The sequence below is a fragment of the Streptomyces kunmingensis genome, from assembly GCF_039533535.1.
Classification (GTDB): Bacteria; Actinomycetota; Actinomycetes; order Streptomycetales; family Streptomycetaceae; genus Streptomyces; species Streptomyces kunmingensis.
Map to the genome: position 1 here is coordinate 1 of NZ_BAAATS010000022.1, position 18756 is coordinate 18756.

General features: G+C 70.6%; 17 protein-coding genes and 1 pseudogene. 5 read left to right on the top strand and 13 right to left on the bottom strand.

Annotation, left to right across the window (positions count from 1 at the left end; genetic code table 11):
* From ABD366_RS26030 to ABD366_RS26060, 7 genes and pseudogenes are all read right to left on the bottom strand, one after another.
* Positions 1-186, bottom strand: a pseudogene (locus ABD366_RS26030) (DUF475 domain-containing protein); the annotation flags it as partial.
* A 22-nt stretch (positions 187-208) separates the two neighbouring features.
* Positions 209-451 carry an RraA family protein gene (locus ABD366_RS26035; protein WP_324765914.1) on the bottom strand — a complete coding sequence of 81 codons (243 nt, stop codon included), beginning with the start codon at positions 449-451 and terminating at the stop codon, positions 209-211.
* Entirely contained in the window at positions 448-930 is a 483-nt protein-coding gene (locus tag ABD366_RS26040) for a class II aldolase/adducin family protein (protein ID WP_324765913.1), read from the bottom strand. The genes ABD366_RS26035 and ABD366_RS26040 overlap by 4 nt, the downstream gene beginning before the upstream one ends.
* 87 nt (positions 931-1017) lie before the next feature.
* On the bottom strand, positions 1018-2103 hold the full coding sequence (locus ABD366_RS26045) for an isocitrate/isopropylmalate dehydrogenase family protein (RefSeq protein WP_324765912.1): 1086 nt from the start codon (positions 2101-2103) through the stop codon (positions 1018-1020).
* 46 nt (positions 2104-2149) lie between these two features.
* Entirely contained in the window at positions 2150-2998 is an 849-nt protein-coding gene (locus ABD366_RS26050; RefSeq protein ID WP_324765911.1) for a sugar phosphate isomerase/epimerase family protein, read from the bottom strand.
* Entirely contained in the window at positions 2995-3663 is a 669-nt protein-coding gene (locus ABD366_RS26055) for an aspartate/glutamate racemase family protein (RefSeq protein WP_324765910.1), read from the bottom strand. The genes ABD366_RS26050 and ABD366_RS26055 overlap by 4 nt, the downstream gene beginning before the upstream one ends.
* A 201-nt stretch (positions 3664-3864) precedes the next feature.
* A complete protein-coding gene (locus tag ABD366_RS26060) occupies positions 3865-4581 on the bottom strand; it encodes a FadR/GntR family transcriptional regulator (protein ID WP_324765909.1) in 717 nt (238 codons plus the stop codon).
* A gap of 310 nt (positions 4582-4891) precedes the next feature.
* Between ABD366_RS26060 and ABD366_RS26065 the strand changes: the two genes are divergently transcribed.
* Complete coding sequence (locus ABD366_RS26065; RefSeq protein ID WP_324765908.1) at positions 4892-6187, top strand: CitMHS family transporter; 1296 nt, start codon at positions 4892-4894, stop codon at positions 6185-6187.
* 49 nt (positions 6188-6236) lie between these two features.
* On the opposite strand, the gene ABD366_RS26070 is transcribed toward ABD366_RS26065, so the two are convergent.
* Both ABD366_RS26070 and ABD366_RS26075 read right to left on the bottom strand, forming a co-directional pair.
* Positions 6237-6863 (bottom strand): hypothetical protein, encoded by a 627-nt coding sequence (locus ABD366_RS26070; protein ID WP_324765907.1) that lies wholly within the window; start codon positions 6861-6863, stop codon positions 6237-6239.
* A 48-nt stretch (positions 6864-6911) separates the two neighbouring features.
* On the bottom strand, positions 6912-7364 hold the full coding sequence (locus tag ABD366_RS26075) for a MarR family winged helix-turn-helix transcriptional regulator (RefSeq protein ID WP_324765906.1): 453 nt from the start codon (positions 7362-7364) through the stop codon (positions 6912-6914).
* Between the two features lie 183 nt (positions 7365-7547).
* Here ABD366_RS26075 and ABD366_RS26080 point away from each other — a divergent pair, with 183 nt between their 5' ends.
* From ABD366_RS26080 to ABD366_RS26090, 3 genes are all read left to right on the top strand, one after another.
* Positions 7548-9005 carry an MFS transporter gene (locus ABD366_RS26080; protein ID WP_324765905.1) on the top strand — a complete coding sequence of 486 codons (1458 nt, stop codon included), beginning with the start codon at positions 7548-7550 and terminating at the stop codon, positions 9003-9005.
* 186 nt (positions 9006-9191) lie between these two features.
* Positions 9192-10367 carry an MFS transporter gene (locus ABD366_RS26085; protein ID WP_324765904.1) on the top strand — a complete coding sequence of 392 codons (1176 nt, stop codon included), beginning with the start codon at positions 9192-9194 and terminating at the stop codon, positions 10365-10367.
* A 379-nt stretch (positions 10368-10746) separates the two neighbouring features.
* Complete coding sequence (locus ABD366_RS26090) at positions 10747-12567, top strand: cellulase family glycosylhydrolase (protein WP_324765903.1); 1821 nt, start codon at positions 10747-10749, stop codon at positions 12565-12567.
* A 255-nt stretch (positions 12568-12822) separates the two neighbouring features.
* Here the strand turns inward: ABD366_RS26090 and ABD366_RS26095 are convergent, their stop codons facing one another.
* Positions 12823-15021, bottom strand: a complete 2199-nt coding sequence (locus ABD366_RS26095) for a 2Fe-2S iron-sulfur cluster-binding protein (RefSeq protein WP_324765902.1) — start codon at positions 15019-15021, stop codon at positions 12823-12825.
* Positions 15022-15045: 24 nt separating this feature from the next.
* Positions 15046-15888, bottom strand: a complete 843-nt coding sequence (locus ABD366_RS26100) for a siderophore-interacting protein (protein WP_324765901.1) — start codon at positions 15886-15888, stop codon at positions 15046-15048.
* A gap of 111 nt (positions 15889-15999) precedes the next feature.
* Between ABD366_RS26100 and ABD366_RS26105 the strand changes: the two genes are divergently transcribed.
* Positions 16000-16620 carry a TetR/AcrR family transcriptional regulator gene (locus ABD366_RS26105; RefSeq protein WP_324765900.1) on the top strand — a complete coding sequence of 207 codons (621 nt, stop codon included), beginning with the start codon at positions 16000-16002 and terminating at the stop codon, positions 16618-16620.
* A 75-nt stretch (positions 16621-16695) separates the two neighbouring features.
* Here the strand turns inward: ABD366_RS26105 and ABD366_RS26110 are convergent, their stop codons facing one another.
* Together ABD366_RS26110 and ABD366_RS26115 are read right to left on the bottom strand one after the other, a co-directional pair.
* The gene (locus ABD366_RS26110) at positions 16696-17082 is read right to left on the bottom strand and encodes an ankyrin repeat domain-containing protein (protein ID WP_324765899.1); all 387 of its coding nucleotides are present in this window, start codon (positions 17080-17082) and stop codon (positions 16696-16698) included.
* A 146-nt stretch (positions 17083-17228) separates the two neighbouring features.
* On the bottom strand, positions 17229-18692 hold the full coding sequence (locus ABD366_RS26115) for a catalase (protein WP_324765898.1): 1464 nt from the start codon (positions 18690-18692) through the stop codon (positions 17229-17231).
* Positions 18693-18756 lie beyond the last annotated feature (64 nt).

Below are 18756 nucleotides of genomic sequence, written 5' to 3' on the forward strand. Positions count from 1 at the left end.
CTGCCAGAAGGCATTCATCTTCTTCAGGATCCCGGCGTTGACCACCGCGTTGTCGAACGACAGCGAGATCTCGAGCACGGCCAGGATCGCGACGACTCCGAAGGCGGCCCATCCACCGTAGAACCCCGCGGCGATCAAGCCGAGAGCGGTGATCGCGAACGACCAGCCGAAGGTTTTCAGAACCACTGACTGTCCCATCGTTCGGCTGTCAGGCGGTACGGGGCAGGAGGGCGATGCCGCCGCCGTCGACGACCAGGACGTGGCCGTCGCCGGGGGTGCGCAGCAGGTCGCGCAGCAGGCCGTTGTCCTCGTGGCAGGAGACGGTGCGGATCGGTCCCGCGAAGGCGTGCCGGCCGCCGTACTGACGGAACTGGACGTCGCAGACGCGCAGTTCGGTGCCGTACTGGTCGACGAGGTCGGCGGTGGGGATCGGGCGGAGTGGCTGCGTCACGGCGTTTCCTCGGCGGTGAGTGAGAGGGCTGGCGTGCTCACGCCGGTCCGGCCGTCGAGCGGGTTCGGGGCGAGCACGGCAGCCTGTTCGGGGGTGAGGGGGCGGGTGCGGTGCCCCTGGAGCAGGAGGTGGAGCTTGGCGGTCTCCTCCAGCTCCTCGGTGGCGTCCGCGGCTTGTTCCAGGCTCGCTCCGGCGACGACCGGTCCGTGGTTGGCGAGCAGCACCGCGCGGTGGGTGCGGGCCGTCCGTTCCGCGAGCGGTCCGAGACGGTCGTCACCGGGTGGGTGGTAGGGGAGCAGGGGCAGTGTTCCGACGCGCATCGCGTAGTACGCCGTCAGCGGCGGGAGAGCGTCTGCGGGGTCGACGTCGTTGAGGCAGGAGACCGCCGCCGCGTGCGTGGAGTGCGTGTGGACCACGGCGTGGGCGGTGGGTCTGGCCCGGTAGAAGTCGTCGGCTATGCAGCCGATGCGCAGAGGCATGGATGGTCTCCCGGGACGTAGGGGAAGCAGTACGGGGGTGGGCGCCGGTCAGGGCGGTGAAGGCGCCCGCCCCCGGAGCCGGGCAGGTCAGTCCTGGCCTGCGCCTGCCTCGATCGCCTTGATGACGGCGGTGGTGAACTCGGTGGTGGTGGCCGAACCGCCGAGGTCGCGGGTGGAGGTGCCCGAGGCGATGGTCCGGGCGACACCCGCCTCGATGATCTTCGCGGCCTTGGCCGGGGCCGGGTCGTCGTGGCGTGCGGCCAGCCACTCGAAGAGCATGGCGCCGGAGAGGATCATGGCGACCGGGTTGGCGATGTCCTGGCCGTCGATGTCGGGCGCCGAGCCGTGCGACGCCTGGGCCATGGCGCGGTCCGCGGAGGCGTTGATGGACGGTGCGGTGCCCAGTGAGCCGGAGATCTCGCCGGCGAGGTCGGAGAGGATGTCGCCGAACATGTTCTCGGTGACGATGACGTCGAAGTCCTGGGCGCGGCGCACCAGGTGGACGGTCATGGCGTCGATGTGGAAGTCGTCGACGGCGACGTCGGGGTACTCCTTCGCCACTTCCTGGCAGACGGTCCGGAACAGGCCGGTGGTCAGCTTCAGGACGTTGGCCTTGTGGACGATCGTCAGCTTCTTACGGCGCGAGCGGGCCAGGTCGAAGGCGACGCGGGCGACGCGCTCGGTGGCCTCGCGGGTGATGATGCCCAGCATGATCGCCGTGTCGGGGGTGGGCATGAACTCACCCGTGCCGGCGAAGGTGTTGCGGTCGGCGTAGAAGCCCTCGGTGTTCTCGCGGACGATGACGAGATCGGCGTTGTCGCAGACTGCGGTGGCGCCCGGGAACGACTTCGCCGGGCGGATGTTGGCGAAGAGCTGGAAGTGCTTGCGCAGGGTGCCCGAGGGGTTCAGGTCCGACTTGTGCGGCTCGGGGTAGGAGACGGAGTCGTGCGGGCCCAGGTACCAGCCGTCGAGTCCGTCGAGGGCGGCCTTGGTCTCGTCGGGGACCGGGGTGCCGTGGGTGTCGATCGAGGACGCCCCGAGCGGCAGCGTGACCCAGTCGAGCGTGGTGCCGGTGGCGCGGGCGGCGGCGGTGGCGATCTCCACGGCGGCGGGGACGATCTCGGGGCCGATGCCGTCGCCCTCCAGGACGCCGAGGCGGTAGGTGGTGCTCATGTCCGGTTCTCCTCCGGTCGGTTGATGCAGGGGGTGTGCAGGGGGTTCAGCTCAGGCCCGTCGTCGCGGCGTCCCGCAGGGCGGTCCAGGAGCGGGCCGCCGCACGGGCGCTGTCGCCTTCCTGGACGTGCTCGCAGGTCAGCCAGCCGGTGAAGCCGCCCTCGCGCAGCGCCCGCAGCAGCGGGGGCAGCCGGAGGTCGCCGACGGTGAGCGGGCCGCGTCCGGTGTCGGAGGCCAGCTGTACGCAGCCGGTCGCCGGTAGGTACTCGGTGACGGCGGTCACCGGGTCGAGGCCTTCGCTCTCGAGGTGGTGGGTGTCCAGTGCGAGGCCGGTGGGCGCGTCGAGCGTGGCGGTGAAGGCGAGGGTCTCGTCCGGGGTGTGCCACAGGGACGTGTTGGTCCGGGTCTGCGGTTCGATCAGCAGCCGGGTGCCCAGCGCGTCGGCCTCGGCCGCCAGTTGGCGTACCGCCTGCTCCGCCCAGTGGCGTTGCGGCTCCGCCAGGCCGGGCAGGAAGGTGCCGCGGGACTGGCCGAGGGTGACCGGGACGCCGAGAGCGGCGGCCAGGCGGACCGCGCCGAGCAGTCGGTCCAGGGCATGCCGGCGCACGTCGGGGGCCGGGTCGGTGAGGCTCAGACCGTCCTGCGCGGTGACCGGGCCCGTGCCCAGGGCGGTGATCCGCAGACCGGTGGGCGCGACCGCGGCGCGCAGGCGCTCCGCGTCGGCGGCGCCGACGTCCCGGACCTGGATCTCCACGCCGTCGTAGCCGAGCTCGGCCAGGTGGCGGGCGGCCTCGGCGAGCGGTGCGTCGAAGCCCAGCGGCATCGGCGTGCGGCAGTCGTCGGAGGAGACGGTGTAGGCCAGCGGCCAGGGCAGGGTGTCGAGCGGGCGGGTCACGGCGCGACCTGCGCGGGTGCCGGGGAGAGCAGGGTCGCGCGCAGCTCCCGCGCGGCGGCCCCGGCCCCGTCCAGGACCGGCAGGCCGAGGAGTTCGGAGAGCGCGGGTCCGGCCGGCGCCAGGGAGTACTGGGCGAGCAGCACGGCCTGGACGCCGTCGGCGCCGCGGGCGTGCAACGCGTCCGCGAGGTGGCGTGCCGTGGCCTGCGGTGTGGCCGCGACGGCGGCCGCCTCGCTCAGTACGGCGGTGATCCGGGCGGGGCGGCCGGGTCTCAACCGCTTTGCCAGGTCGTCCAGTTGGGCAATCGCGGCCGGGACGGCCGGGGGAGTGGAGGCAACAACGGCGAGACCGTCGTGGGGGCCGGTGAGCGCCGCGTGGAACATCGACTCGTCCGATTTCAGGACGGGTACCTTCCACAGCGTGCGGGCCGTGTCGACGACTTCGCCGTACGAGGAGCAGGTCAGCAGGATGCCGTGCGCGCCGGCCTCCACGGCGTGGCCGATGAGGTGCAGCATGCGGCGGCGCAGGGCGGGTGTGAGGCCCTCGGCCTCGCGGGCGTCGTCCAGGAGCCGGTCGTCCAGCAGGTTCCACAGCCGGGCCTCGGGAAACTCCCGGGCGAAGGCGGCCTCGGCGATGCGGGCGGCTGCCGGAACCGCGTGAATCATGGCGATCAAGGGTGGGCGGTGCACCGGGAATCCCCTCTGCCGGTTCGTCCGGCTCTTCCGGTTGGCAGCACTGCTCGGTGCGGTGCCGCGGCGCCACTCTAAGCACATCCGGACAACCGGTCAACCGGTAAACCGGATGGAAATGTGAGGAGCCGCCCCCAAGGTTCCCCCTGGTGAGGCGAGCTCCGTCGGCCGTGCCGGTCAGTCCTCGGTGCGCTGCTCCAGCGCTTCATGCAGGCGGCGGGAGGCTCCCCGCATGTGCCGGGCCATGGCCTCCCGCGCGGCCTCGCTGTCGCCCTTCTCGACCGCTTCGAAGATCGGGACGTGGTCGTCATAGGCGATCTTGCGGGTCCGCACGGCGCCGGTGCGCTCCACCCAGCCGCGCTGGATCATCGCGCGCATGCCCTTGAGCATGTCGCGCAGCACCGAGTTCCCCGACAGTTCCGCCAGGGCGGCGTGGAAGGCGGTGTCCGCCTCGGCGAACTCCGTGTCGGGGCACTCGCGCATCGCTCTGAGCCGGGCACGCAGCAGCTCCACGCCCGCCTCGTCTCGTGCCTCGGCGGCCAGGCCCGCGACGACGACCTCCAGTTCGGCGCGTGCCTGCACCATGTCCTTCGCGCCGCGCTCGCCCAGGACCAGGCCCAGCTCGAAGAGCCGGTAGAGCACATCGGAGTCCGTGCCGCGGAAGTAGGTGCCGCTGGACTGCCGGATCTCCAACAGGCCCAGAAAGCCCAGGGACTTGATGGCCTCGCGCACGGTCGGCCGGTTGACTCCGAGCATCTCGGTGAGCCGGCGCTCCGACGGGATGCGGTCGCCGGGCTGGACCGCGCCGGACATCAAATACTCGATGAGGCGGCGCGAGACCTCGGCGGCCAGCGGTTCCCGCGGCTCGACCGTGATTCTCGAGAGTTCGGCCATGGACTCTTTCCTCGCTTGCTTCAGCTACGGCAGGACTTCACAGGGCTTCGGTATTGACGGATCAGCCAGGAGTCTAGTTACCTACCGGCCAACCGGTGTACCGGTTAGCCACACCTGGTCGTGCCCTACGAACCCTGAGCCGCTCCACCCGTTCGCGCTCCCGGCACGCCCGGCCCTCAGCCCTGCGCGGAAACCGCGCCCTCCCGGCGCGCACCGCGTGCGTGGCGGGACGCCCCGCCCGCTTCGCCTCCCGCCGACCTCGCGCCCGGCTGCCCCGACGGCAGCCGCGGTCCCGCCCCAAGGAGCAACGATGCTCGCCGTCCTCGGCTTCGCCACGCTGGGCAGCTTCATGCTGCTCGTGATGCGCAAGTACCTCTCCGCGTTCACCGCCATCATGCTCACGCCGATCGCCGCCGCCGTGGTCGCGGGGAAGGGCGGCGGGCTCGGCGACATGATCATCAACGGCCTGGACACCGTCGCTCCCACCGCGGCCCTGCTCCTGTTCGCCGTCCTCTACTTCGGTCTGATGATGGAGGCCAAGCTCTTCGACCCGATCTCGGCCTTCATCATCCGCGCCTCCAAGGGCGACCCGGCCCGCATCGTCGTCGGTACCGCGGTGCTCTCCCTGCTCGTCGCCCTCGACGGCGACGGCACCACGAGCTACATGATCGTCTGCTCCGCGTTCCTGCCGATCTACCGTCGGCTCGGCATCAACCCGCTGATCCTGGCCGCCCTCGCCACCATGGCCCTGGGCTGCATCTCCGGCACCACACCGTGGGGCGGCGCCGCCACCCGCGGCATCAGCGCCCTGCACCTGGACGCCGGGGAGTACTTCGTCCACATGATCGGTCCCATGGCCCTCACCAGCCTGGCCATCATCGCCGTCGCCTACTGGCTCGGCCTGCGTGAACGCCGCACCCTCGACGCCGACAAGCTGACCGCCTACAAGCTCGAAGTCGCCTCCGGCGAGGCCGTCCCGACCATCCAGGTCGACTGGCGCATGTGGGCCAACGCCGCGCTCACGCTGCTCCTGATGGTTCTGCTCATCCTCGAAGTCGCCGACCTGGTCGTCCTGTTCATGGTCGCCTTCGTCATCGCCCTGCTCCTCAACATCCCCTCCATCGAGAAGCAGCAGGAGCTCATCAAGCGCCAGGCTGCCAATGCCGTACCGGTCATGATGCTGGTCCTCGCCGCCGGCATCTTCACCGGCATCATGACCGACGCCGGAATGATCAAGGCGATGGCGGACGCGGCTCTCTCGATCGTCCCCGACACCTGGGGCAACCTCGTCCCCCTCTTCACCGCCGTCCTCGCCCTGCCGCTCGGCTTCTTCATGTCGAACGACGCGTACTGGTTCGGTGTCGTGCCCGTCCTCGCCGAGTCCGCGAGCCACTACGGCATCCACGCCAACGAGATCGCCCGGGCCGGTGCCATCGGCCAGATCCTGCACAGCATGGGCCCCACGTCCGCACCGCTGTGGGTCCTCCTCGGCCTGGTCAAGGCGGACCTGGGCGACTTCCAGAAGGTGGGCCTGCGCTGGGGCATCCCCGTATCGCTCGCCTACATCGTCTTCGCGCTCGTCACCGGCGCCATCACGATCGCCTGAGGGCACGAACACAGCGCCCGCATCCGTGGCAGCCGGTGCCGTCGCAGCCCTAGGGCACTCCCGCAGCCCCGCCCGGTGTGTCCTCGACGATGAGTGTCGTCACGCGCACCAGCGTGGGGCGCGTGGGCGTCGAGCCGAAGCCGAATCGGACCGGAGGGGTGACGGGGGTGAGGGGGCCCGGATCGTGCCCGTCCACGCGTACCGACGCCGAGGTCAACTGGTGCTCGTCCAAGGCGCAGTAGTACTCGCGGCGGGCGCTTCCCGCGCTGCCGACGGTGCGCACGCCCGGGCGCGCAAGCCGCGCGGCCGGGTCGATCAGGTGACACCAGCCACGGGTCCGGGCAAGGGGCCGGGGCACGAGCGTGAGCAGGAGTCCGACGGCCGTGCGGCGTCCGGTGGTCAGCTCGAGTTCCACCGAGGGGGTCCGGACGGCGAGGCGGCCGGCCCCTTCGACGGTGAGGGCGACGGGCTCCACCCGAACTTCGTCGAACGTGTACGTGGTCGAGATGTAGTCGGCGACCGTGGGCGTCGGCGCGATCAGCGTGCGGTGCCCGTCCGGCCGCTCCATCATCACGTCGGTCACCGGACCGAGCGGCGAGTCCCGCCACATGCCGACGACCAGGCGCACGCCGGAACGCGTACCCAGGCCGGCGATCGCACCGTCGAATCGGTCCACGACGTCAAGCCTAGGCGCTGGGTGTGGATCGTGGCGGGTCCGACCTGATCAGGACCGGGGCCAGGGCTGGCCGCTGAGTCGCTCGATGCTCGTGTTGAAACGCTGGAGGTAATGGGCGAAGGCCGTCACGTCCTCGGCCGGCCAGTCCTCGAAGACCCTGTCCAGTTCCCGTACGTGTGCCTGGTGCTCCGCGTCCAGCCGCCGCAGGCCTTCCTCGGTCAACCGGAACTTTCGGGCCATGCCCCCGTCGGGGTCGGGGATCCGCTCGATCAGTCCTGCCCGCATCGCGTGCGCCGTCTGCCGGTTGACGGTCGAGGCGTCGAGTACGAACGCCTCGCTGAGCTGGCCGATCGACATCGGCCCCTGCACCCGGATCCGGCTGAGCATGATGTAGGCGCTGCGTTCGAGGCGCTCCGCCTGCCGACGTCGCTTGTCACTGCCGAGCTGATGCCGGCCCAGCACCATGTGCTCGAACTCGACCAACTCCGAGGGCTTGTCCATGTACGTGCGTCCTCCCAGGTCCGACCGTATCGCAGGGCGTCAGGGCCCGGCCGCGCGCGTGGGCTCCACGCCCCTCTTGCGTGTGCCCTCTGCATGCGATGTGCACGATACATTGCCTGTGTATGATGCACATCGTTGTGCGTGCTGAAGAGACGCATGTGCGCAAGAGACTGAGGAGTCTGTATGGAAGCCCCCGAGACGAGCAGCCGGTCCGGCGCTGTCGTCGCCACCCTCGCGCTCGCCGGAACCGTGGCCGCGATCATGCAGACGCTGGTGACGCCGCTCATCGCCGAGCTGCCGCAGATCCTGTCCACGTCGTCCTCGAACGCGGCCTGGGTGATCACGGTGACGCTGCTCGTGTCGGGCGTGTGCGTGCCGGTCTCCGGCCGCCTGGGCGACCTCTTGGGCAAGCGCCGCATGATGCTGATCTGCGCCGTACCGCTGGTCCTGGGATCCGTGGTGTGCGCGCTCTCCTCGACACTCGTACCGATGATCGTCGGACGCGGTCTGCAGGGCATGGGGATGGGCATGGTGCCGCTCGGCATCGCGCTGCTGCGTGACGTCGTGCCGACCGAGAAGCTCAGTGGCTCCATCGCCCTGGTCAGCGCCTCCATGGGGATCGGCGGCGCCATCGGCCTGCCGATCGCGGCCGCGGTCGCCCAGTACGCGAACTGGCGCGTGCTGTTCTGGGGCTCGGCCGTCCTCGCTCTCGCCGTCAGCGTGATGATCTTCGCGATCGTGCCGGACGTCCCGGCGGGCGCGAAGGGGCAGCGTTTCGACGCGCCCGGCGCCGTCGGCCTCGCCATCGGCCTGGTCTCGCTGCTCCTCGCCATCTCCAAGGGCGCCGACTGGGGCTGGACCTCGGGCACCACGCTCGGTCTCTTCGCGGTCGCCGTCGTGGCCCTCCTCGTCTGGGGCTTCTACGAGCTGCGCACCCGCGACCCGCTCGTCGATCTGCGCACCACGGTCCGGCCCCGGGTGCTGTTCACCAACGCCGCTTCGATCCTGATCGGCGTCGGCATGTACTCCTTCATGCTGATCGCGCCGCAACTGCTGCAGTTCCCGAAGGCCACCGGCTACGGACTCGGCCAGTCGATGCTCGCGGCCGGTCTGTGGATCGCCCCCGGCGGCATCATGATGATGCTGATATCGCCGCTCGGCGGGAAGCTGATCAACGCCCGCGGCCCGAAGACCGCGCTCATCCTCGGCGCCCTCGTGATCGCCGCCGGGTACGGCGTAGCGCTCCCGCTCATGGGTACGGCGTGGGGCATCATGCTCTCCGGAATCGTGATCAACAGTGGTGTCGCTCTCGCCTACGGCGCCATGCCCGCCCTCATCATGAGCTCGGTGCCGCTCTCCGAGACGGCCGCCGCCAATGGCTTCAACACCCTGATGCGCTCGCTCGGCACGACGATCGGCTCCGCCGTCATCGGCGTCGTCCTGGCCCAGATGACCATCAACATGGGCGGCTTCACCTTCGCCTCCGAGGACGGCTTCCGTACCGGCCTGATGATCGGCTGCGGCGTGGCCCTGGTGTCCGCCGCCGTCGCGACCCTCATCCCGGCCATGCGCAAGCCGGTCGGCGCCGAGGTGGCCGACGGGCAGCCGGCCGACGCCGACCAGGCCCCCGCAACGGCCTGACCCACCAGACACGTGCGCGGTGTGCCCCGGCCCCTCGGCCGGGGCACACCGCGCACAGGCATGTGTGTCGGCTAAAGGGCCCAGTGCCCGGGTGTTCACACGTACAGCCGATTTCCGAGTGAACGGCGCAGGCACAGGGAACTGCAAGGAGGTCCGCCGAACGCAGCAACACGAGGAGCACGAACGTTGGCACCGCGCACCATGCGTTCCCGCGGAGCGTTCCTCACCCTCGTCATCGCGTTCGCGTGCGTGATGCTCGGGGCGACGCTCCCCACCCCCATGTACCCCTTGTATCAACAGGAGATGGGGTTCTCGCCGGTCATCCAGACGGTGATCTTCGCCTCCTACGCCGTGGGGGTGCTCGCGGCGCTGCTCCTCTGCGGCGGCTGGTCGGACATCAGGGGGCGACGGCCCCTGCTGCTGGCGGGCCTGCTGTTCTCGATGGGCAGCAGCCTCGTCTTCCTCTGGGCCGGGCAGGTCTGGATCCTGCTGGTGGGGCGACTGCTGTCGGGAATCTCGGCCGGCATCTTCGCGGGCACCGCCACAGCAGCCGTGATCGACAGCGCTCCCGAAGCGTGGCGGAGCCGGGCGCCGAACGCGGCGACGGCCGCCAACATCGGCGGTCTGGGTCTCGGATCCGCAGTCGCCGGCCTCTTCGTCGAGTACCTTCCCGCGCCGCTGGAGCTGTCGTTCGGCGTGCACGCCGCCCTGATCTGCGTGCTCGTCGTACTGCTGCGCTTCGTGCCGGAAACGGTGGAGCGCCGCCCCGGTACCCGTCTGCGCCCGCGGAAGATCAAGGTGCCGGATGCGGCCCGGGGGATGTTCGTCAGCGCCGCCACGGTCGGGTTCGCGGGGTTCGCGGTCACCGGCCTGTTCACCGCGGTGGCGCCGCGCATCGTCGCCGACGTCGTGGGCAACCCGAACCACGCGCTGGCCGGAGCCATGCCGCTGCTGCTGCTCGGGGCGTCGGCCCTCACGCAGGTGGTCCTTCCTCCGGCGCGGACGCGCCTGTTCCTCCTGGCCGGATGTCTGCTGCTCGCGGCGGGAATCTTGCTGGTCGCGCTCTCGGTCCACCAGGCGTCCTTGCCGTTGCTGGCCGTCGGCGCCGTGGTGGCCGGCTGCGGCCAGGGCATGTCCTTCGCCAAGGGGCTGGCCGCGGTCGACGACCTGGTCGACTCCTCGGACCGGGCCGCCGTCTCCTCCGCCTACTTCGTCGTCCTGTACGTGGCGATCTCCCTGCCGGTGGTGGGCCTCGGCGCGGCCTCCCAGGCGTGGGGTCTGCGCACGGCCGGTGTCTGGTTCTGCGTCGCGGCGGCGGCTCTGGCTGTGGCCGCATGGGCTTCCCTGGTGCGGGGGCGGTGAGAGCGTGATCGAACGCGGAGCGAGGACACCCGCCGAGCCTGACCGGGCCGCCGCCTCATTCGAGGGCGGCCCGGCCTCCTGTACGCGTCGGTCCGGATCCGCGCCCAACGCCTCCTCTGCGGCCGTGGCGGGAAATCGGGCACGGTAACCCGATCGCTGCGCGGGGTATTGACGCGTACACGCTTAGTGGCTTCCATGGGCGCGGCCCCGCTTTCAACGGGCGGGGCGCCAGGGGCGGGATGCCCCGGGCGCCCAGCGAAAGCGTCATGCCGAATGCCCCGACCCTCGTACAAGCCTGTTCCCGTCCTGCTCTCCGCAAGTGGGAGCGCTCCCACATCCATACGGCCTCCAAGTCTCCGAGCCTTCGAGAGGACCCCCCATGAGACCTCCGCCCTTCAGTCGCTGCAGAAGCCTTCTGATCGCCCTCCTCGCCACTGTCGCGGTCGCCCTCGTGCCGCTGCTCGCCGTTCCCGCGCAGGCAACCCCCGTCCAGACCGCGCCAAGGGCGGCGCTCGCGTCCGCCGGGTCCGGGTACTGGCACACCAGCGGCCGCCGCATCCTCGACGCGCAGGACCAGCCGGTGCGGATGGCGGGGATCAACTGGTTCGGGTTCGAGACCGCCAACTACGTCCCCCACGGCCTCTGGTCCCGCGACTACAAGTCGATGGTGAACCAGATGAAGTCGCTCGGATACAACACGATCCGGATGCCCTACAGCGACGACCTCTTCAAGGGCACCGTCCCCAACGGGATCACCTACGCGAGCGGGCTCAACACGGACCTGCAAGGCCTCGACTCCCTGCAGGTCATGGACAAGATCGTCGGCTACGCGGGATCCATCGGCCTCAAGGTCGTCCTCGACCGCCACCGTCCCGACTCCTCGGGCCAGTCGGCGCTCTGGTACACCTCGTCGGTACCCGAGACCACGTGGATCGCCAACCTCAAGGCGCTCGCCGCCCGGTACAAGGGCAACACCGCCGTGGTCGGCATCGACCTGCACAACGAGCCGCACGATCCGGCCTGTTGGGGATGCGGGGACACGAGCGCCGACTGGCGGCTCGCCGCCGAGCGCGGCGGCAATGCCGTCCTGTCCGTCAACCCCGACCTCCTGATCTTCGTCGAGGGCGTGCAGACCGTGAACGGCCAGTCCACCTGGTGGGGCGGCAACCTCTCCGGCGTGGCCTCCGCCCCCATGCGGCTCGACGTCGCCGACCGGCTCGTCTACTCGGCCCACGACTACGCCACGAGCGTCGCGCAGCAGCCCTGGTTCAACGACCCGTCGTTTCCCGCGAACATGCCGGCCGTCTGGGACAAGAACTGGGGGTACATCTTCAAGCAGAACATCGCTCCCGTGTGGCTCGGCGAGTTCGGCACCACCCTGCAGTCGACCATCGACCAGAAGTGGCTCGCCGCCCTCGTCGACTATCTCCGCCCCACCGGGACCTACGGCGCGGACAGCATCAGCTGGACCTTCTGGTCGTGGAACCCCAACTCGGGTGACACGGGCGGCATCCTCAAGGACGACTGGCAGAGCGTGGACACCGTCAAGGACGGTTACCTGACGTCCGTCAAGGCGCCGGGGTTCACCGGAGGCGGCGGGTCGGGAGGGGACGACACCGCGGCGCCCTCGACGCCCGCCGGGCTGAAAGTGACCGGCACGACCTCCACGAGTGTCTCCCTGTCCTGGACGGACTCCACCGACAACACCGCTGTCACGGCCTACGACGTGTACCGGGGCACCACCAAGGCCGGGTCCGTGACCGGCACGACCTTCACGGATACCGGCCTCACCGCCGCGACCCGCTACGAGTACACCGTGCGGGCACGCGACGCCGCGGGAAACACCTCACCGGCCTCGGGGCCGGTCGCCGCGACGACTACCGGGTCAGGGGGCGGGTCTTCCGGCTGCACGGCCACGTACAAGGCGAGCAGTGACTGGGGCAGCGGCTTCAACGCCGACGTGACCGTCACCAACACCGGCACCTCGGCGATCAAATCGTGGCAGGTCACCTGGGACTGGCCCGGCGACCAGACCGTCAACTCCATGTGGAACGCCGCCTACACCCAGTCCGGCAGGACGGTGACGGCCCGCAACGCCGATCACAACGGCGCCCTCGCCGCCGGAGGGTCGACATCGTTCGGCTTCGGTGCGACGCCGGGCGGCGCGGGTACACCCGTACTCGTCTGCCGGGCGAGCTAAAGACAGGGGCGGCAGCCGCCACCCGCGTCCGCGTCGCGCAGCCGACGGGAGGACGGGCGGCGGCAGTCGCCGCACCCCGAAACCGGCGGGCAGCCCCGGTCGAGACGCCATGCACCGACGTCACGACCGTGTTGTACCCGCCACCCTTCCGGCCCCGGCCGCTCGGTGACAGGGCGAGGGAGGACGGCGCCGGTTGGCGGCGCCGGTTCCGTCAGGGCGGAGACCGTACTGCCCGCGTTGGGGGTGAACCCCGCCTCAGGACCGGCCGGACGGCGATGACGGGTCCGTGATGTCGAGGGTGACCTTCGATGTCGGGCAGCCCGTGCAGGTGAGCACGTATCCGTCGGCCTTCTGCCGAGGTGTGAGGCAGTTCGGGCCGCTCTGTGCGACCTGTCCGCTGCGGAGCTGGACCATGCAGTCGCCGCAGTTGCCGACCGTGCAGGAGTACGGCATGGGCAGCCCCGCGGCGAGTCCCGCCTCCAGCAAGGTTTGCCCCGGCTCGACCACCGCCGTGCCGAGGGTGTGTCCGTCCTCCTCGACCGTGAGCTGCTGCGGCACGCTCGTCGGGGCCGTGGTGTCCGCGCCGCTGGTGTAGCGCTCGTGGTGCACCGACCCGTCCGGGACCCCGAACCCGGTGAGGACTTCTCGGACGGCGTTCATCAGAGGTTCGGGACCGCAGACGTAGTAGTGGGCTCCCGGGGCCGGGGACCGGCCGGTGACCCAACGGCGTACGCCGTCGGCATCGAGTCGCCCGTCCCGGCCGGTCAGGACGTGCGTGACCGACAGCCGGTCCGGATGGTCGTGCGCCAGCCGTGCCAGCTCCTCGGCGAAGATGATGTCCTGCGCGCCGCGGCTGCTGTACAGCAGGGCGATCCGGTCGCGGGCGGACCGGTCGGCGAGCCGCGTACGGATCATGCTCATCAGCGGCGTCACACCGCTGCCCGCCGCGACGAGCACGAGCTCGTCCGGGGGCTGCGGCTCGGCGTGGAAGGACCCCGACGGGCCGCGCACCGCGAGGCGGTCGCCGGCGCGCAGACCGTGGTGCACGTGGGTGGAGAACCGTCCGCCCTCGATGCGCTTGACCGTGACCTCCAGCCGGTGGGTCCCGGGCATCGAGGAGGCCGAGTAGGCCCGTCGCACCGGGCTGCCGCCGATGTCGGCGACGAGGGTGAAGAACTGGCCGGGGAAGAAGTCGAACGGCTTCGGGGCGTCGACGTCCTCCAGTACGAGGGTGAGGGCGCTCGGGGTCTCCTGGCGTACCTCGGCGACGCGTACCTCCCGCAGGCGGCTTTCCGACCCGCCGCCACCGGCAGGCCGGGCGTGCGCGACTCCGGGCCGCCGGCTGCTCCCGCCAGTGCTGACGTCTTCGTAGCCCTCCTTGCGCAAACCGGAGCGGTAGGCGCGGTCGGCCGCTTTCCGTATCAGGCGGGTCATGCCCGGGACGGCGGTGACGCGCTTCAGCAGCCAGGCCCAAGTGCTGCCTTGCACTGCCGAGTTGGCGGCCACCTGGGCACTTCCCAGGGCCATCATGTCGAGTGTCTCGCCGCGGTCGGGCTGTCCGCCGGGGGCCCAGAGGCGTGCGTCCGCCAGGGCGGCGTTGCCGGTGACCTCGGCATGCTCGACGTCGATGAGGAGCGCCAGGTGGGGCGGTATCCCGCGCAGCGCCATCGTTTCGAGGAGCGTGGAGTCGTCGGTGATCGCTGCGCGTCCGCGCAGGTGCAGTACGCCGCTGCGGCCGGGGACGAGCGCGGCGAGGGAGAGCCGGTCGTCCTGGAGGAGGTTGTGCAGGATGTCGGCGCGCTTGTTGCCCTTGCGATCCGGCAGGACGAGGGTGCGGCCGTTCAGGATGCGGGCGACGGTCTGCCGGTCCCCGCGCGGGCTGGTGTCGCTGCCGCCCTCGGTGTCCCAGGTGGACAGGGCCAGGAAGGGGGCGGCGGCCAGGAAGTCGGCCACGCCGGGGCCGGTCAACGGGCCCTCGCCCAGCACCGGTTCGGCCGCCGGTGCCTGCCTGGGCGGCTCCCACAGACGGGAGCGGATGACGGCCTGGGCGCAGTGGATGTACGCCTCTGTGACGTCCACGATCGTCTCCCCGCCCTTGTGGGCGGCCGCCGAGCCGTTGACGCGCAGTACCTCGCCCACCGCCGGCAGCAGGAAGAACAGCGAGACCGGACCGCGGGCGGCCTCCGGCCCGCGGACGGTGAAGGAGATCCGCGTCACGGAGTGGACGCGGGCGAATCCGGGCGCCCCGCCGACGAACGTGGTCCGGGCGGTGCCGTCGGTGTCCCGGTAGCCGAAGGCCGCGACCGGGCAGCGGGCCAGGACGGCGCGGCAGCCGTCGTCCAGGGCGCTGAGCTGCTTGAGGCTGATCAGCGCGGCCGGGCGGCCGATGACCGCCTCGACCTCGGCCGCGGTGGTGAGGCGGTGCAGAGTGTCCAGTTCGGGTGCGTACTGCATGGGATACGTGTTCCTTCCGTCGGATCAGCCGGGGGTGGAGCGGCCCAGCCGCCAGTAGCCGACGAAGGAGACGTCCCTCTTGGGTACGCCGCGGTCGTTGACGAGATGCCGCCGCACGCCCGTGGCCAGCCGGGACTCGCCGGCCACCCACGCGTACAGGGGGCCCGTGGGCAGCTCGGCGGTGCGGACCGCCTCCAGCGCGCGGGTGCCTGGCCGCACGGTCTCGTCGTCGCGGCTGAGCCAGTGGATGCGCACTCCGTCCGGCGCTCGGACGGGCCGGATGTCGGCGGCGGTCGCCACTTCGAGGAAGACCTCGGTGGGCGGCGGGCGCACGTCACCCCTGCCCTCGCTGCCGCCCTCGTTGTCGCTGTCGTTGTCGCTGTCCAGGATCGAGAGGACGGCCGGCAGCGCGGTCTCGTCGCCGACCAGCAGCCGCCCCCGGGCGTGCTCGGGCATCCGGTACGTGGTGCCGAGGTCGAAGATCCCGGCCGGGTCGCCCGGCCGGACCCGGCGCGCCCAGGAACACATGGGTGACGCGTCGTGCAGGGCGAACTCGATGTCGATCTCCTGCTCGGCGGGCCGCACGCTCCGGAGGGTCAGATTGCGCACCCATGGACGGACCGCCTTGGGCATCAGCATCACCTGCGCCATCCACGCTTCGTTCGAGGCGGTGGGCATGCGCAGCGCGGTCTGCCCGACGCGGGGGAAGAAGAGGCGGACGGCCTGGTCACCGCCGACGGCGTCCAGCTCCCGTACGCCAGGACCGCCCAGGGTGACCCTCGCGAAGCCCGGGGTGAGACGCTCACGGCGGCGCACCTCCAGCGTGATCATCGTGCGCGCCGCAGGGAGGCGCACACGGGGAATCATGAACGGCTCCCCGGCCTGGGGAGCTTCTTGTTTTCGCAGCTCATGACAGTATTCTGAGCAAAAGCTCAGCTCTTTTACTACTCGCTTTCCGTGCCCCGGAAGGACCACCGGATGACGTCCGCCGACCGCCGTCTCGCCCCACGTCGCAAGCCCCGTCAGGTGCGCGCGGAGCTGACCCGCGAGCGGATCCTCGCCGCCGCTGCTCACGTTTTCACCGAGTACGGGTATGCCGCCGGCACCACCAATCGCATCGCCGAGCACGCCCGCATGTCGATCGGTTCGCTGTACCAGTACTTCCCGAACAAGGACGCCATCCTCGCGGAGCTGCTGGTACGGCACATCGACCGTGGCGTCTGGACCCAGGCCGACCAGCTCGACCTGGAGCCCGGCAGCCTGCCGGAGACGGTGCGGGTCCTGGTCCGTGACGCGATCGACAACCACCGCGACGATCCGCAGCTGTTGCGGATCATGATCGAGCAGATGCCGGTCTCCAGCGAGCTGCTCGAGACGATGGACCGGCACGGCAAGGTGCGGGTCGGTCAGCTGCACGACCTGCTGGCCCGGCATCCCGATGTCCGTGTGCGGGATCTCGACGTGGCCACCGAACTGATCCTGACCACGGTCGAGATGAACGCGCACAGGTTCATGGCGGATCCGCGGGGCGTCGAGGTCGAGCGACTGGAGAACGAACTGGTCGGCATGGTCACCCGGTACCTGCGCGGCGATGAGTAGCGGCTGGGCCGCCGGGCAAAACGGTGGTCCTGTACGAGATGCGCCCTTCCCGAGCGGTTCCGGCCGGCTGGCCGATCAGCCCGCGAGCAGGTGTTCGCGGCCGAACAGCGACGCCGCCGCACGCGCGCTCGGGGTGCCGGCGTCGAGATCCGCTCCCGCCTCCCGCAGTACGGTGACCACCTCGTCCGCACCCTTGAACAACGCGCCCGCGATGGCGACTTGGCCGCGGGCGTTCGGCAGGTCCGGGTCGGCGCCGAGCTCCAGCAGGGCCCGTACGGTGTCGGCGTGGTCGTGGTAGGCGGCCAGCATCAGGAGCGTGTTGGCTCCCGCGTCGGCCACGTCCACCGGCAGCCCGTGCTCCACGAACTCCCGCAACTGCCCGGTCTCGCCGGTGCGGGCCAGATCCATGGCGAGAGCGATGACGCGCTCGGTCTGTTCGGAGGTCAGCGGGTCGCTGTTCATGGGGGGTCCCTTCGGGTCACGCGCACACGCCCCGCACACCCGTGGCGGGCGTGCGGGGCGTGAGCGCGTGACGTGCCTCGTTGTTCATTCCTACGGCCGAAGTGCGTACGGCCGGATCGCGAACGGCCGAATTGCGTACGGCCGGACTAGAGGGAGCCGGCCGCCAGGGCCTCGATCGCCTTGCGGACGCCCTCGCCGTAGGCCGGGTCGGCCTGCGTGCAGTTGTGGATGTGGCGCTCCACGGTCTGCGCGGAGGCGCCGTTGATCGCGCGGGCCGTGTTCTCGAACAGGACCTGCTGCTGCTCGGGGCTCATCAGCCGGAACAGGTTGCCGGGCTGCTCGAAGTAGTTGGCGTCGTCCTCGCGGAAGTTGAACCGGTCGGCGACCGCGCCGATGGCCTGGCTCGGCTCGCGGTAGGCGGGCTGCTCCTGCCAGCGGCCGTAGGAGTTGGGCTCGATGCCCGGGGTGGCGCCCTGGTTGCCGTCGACGCGCATGGCGCCGTCGCGGTGGTAGGAGTTCACCGGGTTCTTCGGGGCGTTGACCGGGATCTGGTGGTGGTTGACACCGAGGCGGTAGCGCTGGGCGTCACCGTAGGAGAAGAGGCGGCCCTGGAGCATCCGGTCGGGGGAGTAGCCGATGCCCGGCACCACGTTGGCCGGGGTGAACGCGGCCTGCTCCACGTCGGCGAAGTAGTTGTCGGGGTTGCGGTTGAGCTCCCACTCGCCGACCTCGATCAGCGGGTAGTCCTTCTTCGACCACACCTTGGTGAGGTCGAAGGGGTGGAAGCGGTAGTTGTCCGCGTCGGCCTCCGGCATGACCTGGATGAACAGCTTCCACTTCGGGAAGTCGCCGCCCTCGATCGCGTCGAAGAGGTCGCGCTGGTGGGACTCGCGGTCCTTGCCGACCAGGGCCTCGGCCTCGGCGTCGGTGAGGTTCTTGATGCCCTGCTGGGTGCGGTGGTGGAACTTGACCCAGAACCGCTCGCCCTCGGCGTTGACCAGGCTGTACGTGTGCGAGCCGAAGCCGTGCATGTGCCGGTAGGAGGCCGGGATGCCGCGCTCGGACATCACGATGGTGACCTGGTGCAGGGCCTCGGGGAGGTTGGTCCAGAAGTCCCAGTTGTTCTCCGCGTCCCGCAGGTTGGTGCGCGGGTCGCGCTTCACCGCGTGGTTCAGGTCGGGGAACTTCAGCGGGTCGCGGAAGAAGAACACCGGGGTGTTGTTCCCGACCAGGTCCCAGTTGCCCTCGTCCGTATAGAACTTGAGGGCGAAACCGCGGATGTCGCGCTCGGCGTCGGCGGCGCCGCGCTCACCGGCGACGGTGGAGAACCGGGCGAACATGTCGGTCTTCTTGCCGACCTCGGAGAATATCTTCGCGCTGGTGTAGCGCGTGATGTCCTGCGTCACCGTGAACGTACCGAACGCGCCCGAGCCCTTGGCGTGCATCCGGCGCTCCGGGATGACCTCACGGTCGAAGTGCGCGAGCTTCTCCAGGAACCACACGTCCTGAAGCAGCATCGGCCCGCGCGCGCCGGCGGTCACGGAGTTCTGGTTGTCGGGAACCGGGGCGCCGGCGACCGTGGTCAACGGCTTCTGGTTGTTCTCGGGCAAGGCTCGCTCCTCAGTGTGCGGTCGTGGTGCCGAGGTCCGGCCTGGCCGGTCGCGCCCTCGGACT

Bases quoted from the DNA above. Each gene is read 5' to 3' on its own strand.
- ABD366_RS26040 (WP_324765913.1), bottom strand. From the start codon at position 930: ATGCCTCTGCGCATCGGCTGCATAGCCGACGACTTCTACCGGGCCAGA.
- ABD366_RS26045 (WP_324765912.1), bottom strand. From the start codon at position 2,103: ATGAGCACCACCTACCGCCTCGGCGTCCTGGAGGGCGACGGCATCGGC.
- ABD366_RS26055 (WP_324765910.1), bottom strand. From the start codon at position 3,663: ATGATTCACGCGGTTCCGGCAGCCGCCCGCATCGCCGAGGCCGCCTTC.
- ABD366_RS26060 (WP_324765909.1), bottom strand. From the start codon at position 4,581: ATGGCCGAACTCTCGAGAATCACGGTCGAGCCGCGGGAACCGCTGGCC.
- ABD366_RS26065 (WP_324765908.1), top strand. From the start codon at position 4,892: ATGCTCGCCGTCCTCGGCTTCGCCACGCTGGGCAGCTTCATGCTGCTC.
- ABD366_RS26075 (WP_324765906.1), bottom strand. From the start codon at position 7,364: ATGGACAAGCCCTCGGAGTTGGTCGAGTTCGAGCACATGGTGCTGGGC.
- ABD366_RS26080 (WP_324765905.1), top strand. From the start codon at position 7,548: ATGGAAGCCCCCGAGACGAGCAGCCGGTCCGGCGCTGTCGTCGCCACC.
- ABD366_RS26090 (WP_324765903.1), top strand. From the start codon at position 10,747: ATGAGACCTCCGCCCTTCAGTCGCTGCAGAAGCCTTCTGATCGCCCTC.
- ABD366_RS26095 (WP_324765902.1), bottom strand. From the start codon at position 15,021: ATGCAGTACGCACCCGAACTGGACACTCTGCACCGCCTCACCACCGCG.
- ABD366_RS26100 (WP_324765901.1), bottom strand. From the start codon at position 15,888: ATGATTCCCCGTGTGCGCCTCCCTGCGGCGCGCACGATGATCACGCTG.
- ABD366_RS26105 (WP_324765900.1), top strand. From the start codon at position 16,000: ATGACGTCCGCCGACCGCCGTCTCGCCCCACGTCGCAAGCCCCGTCAG.
- ABD366_RS26110 (WP_324765899.1), bottom strand. From the start codon at position 17,082: ATGAACAGCGACCCGCTGACCTCCGAACAGACCGAGCGCGTCATCGCT.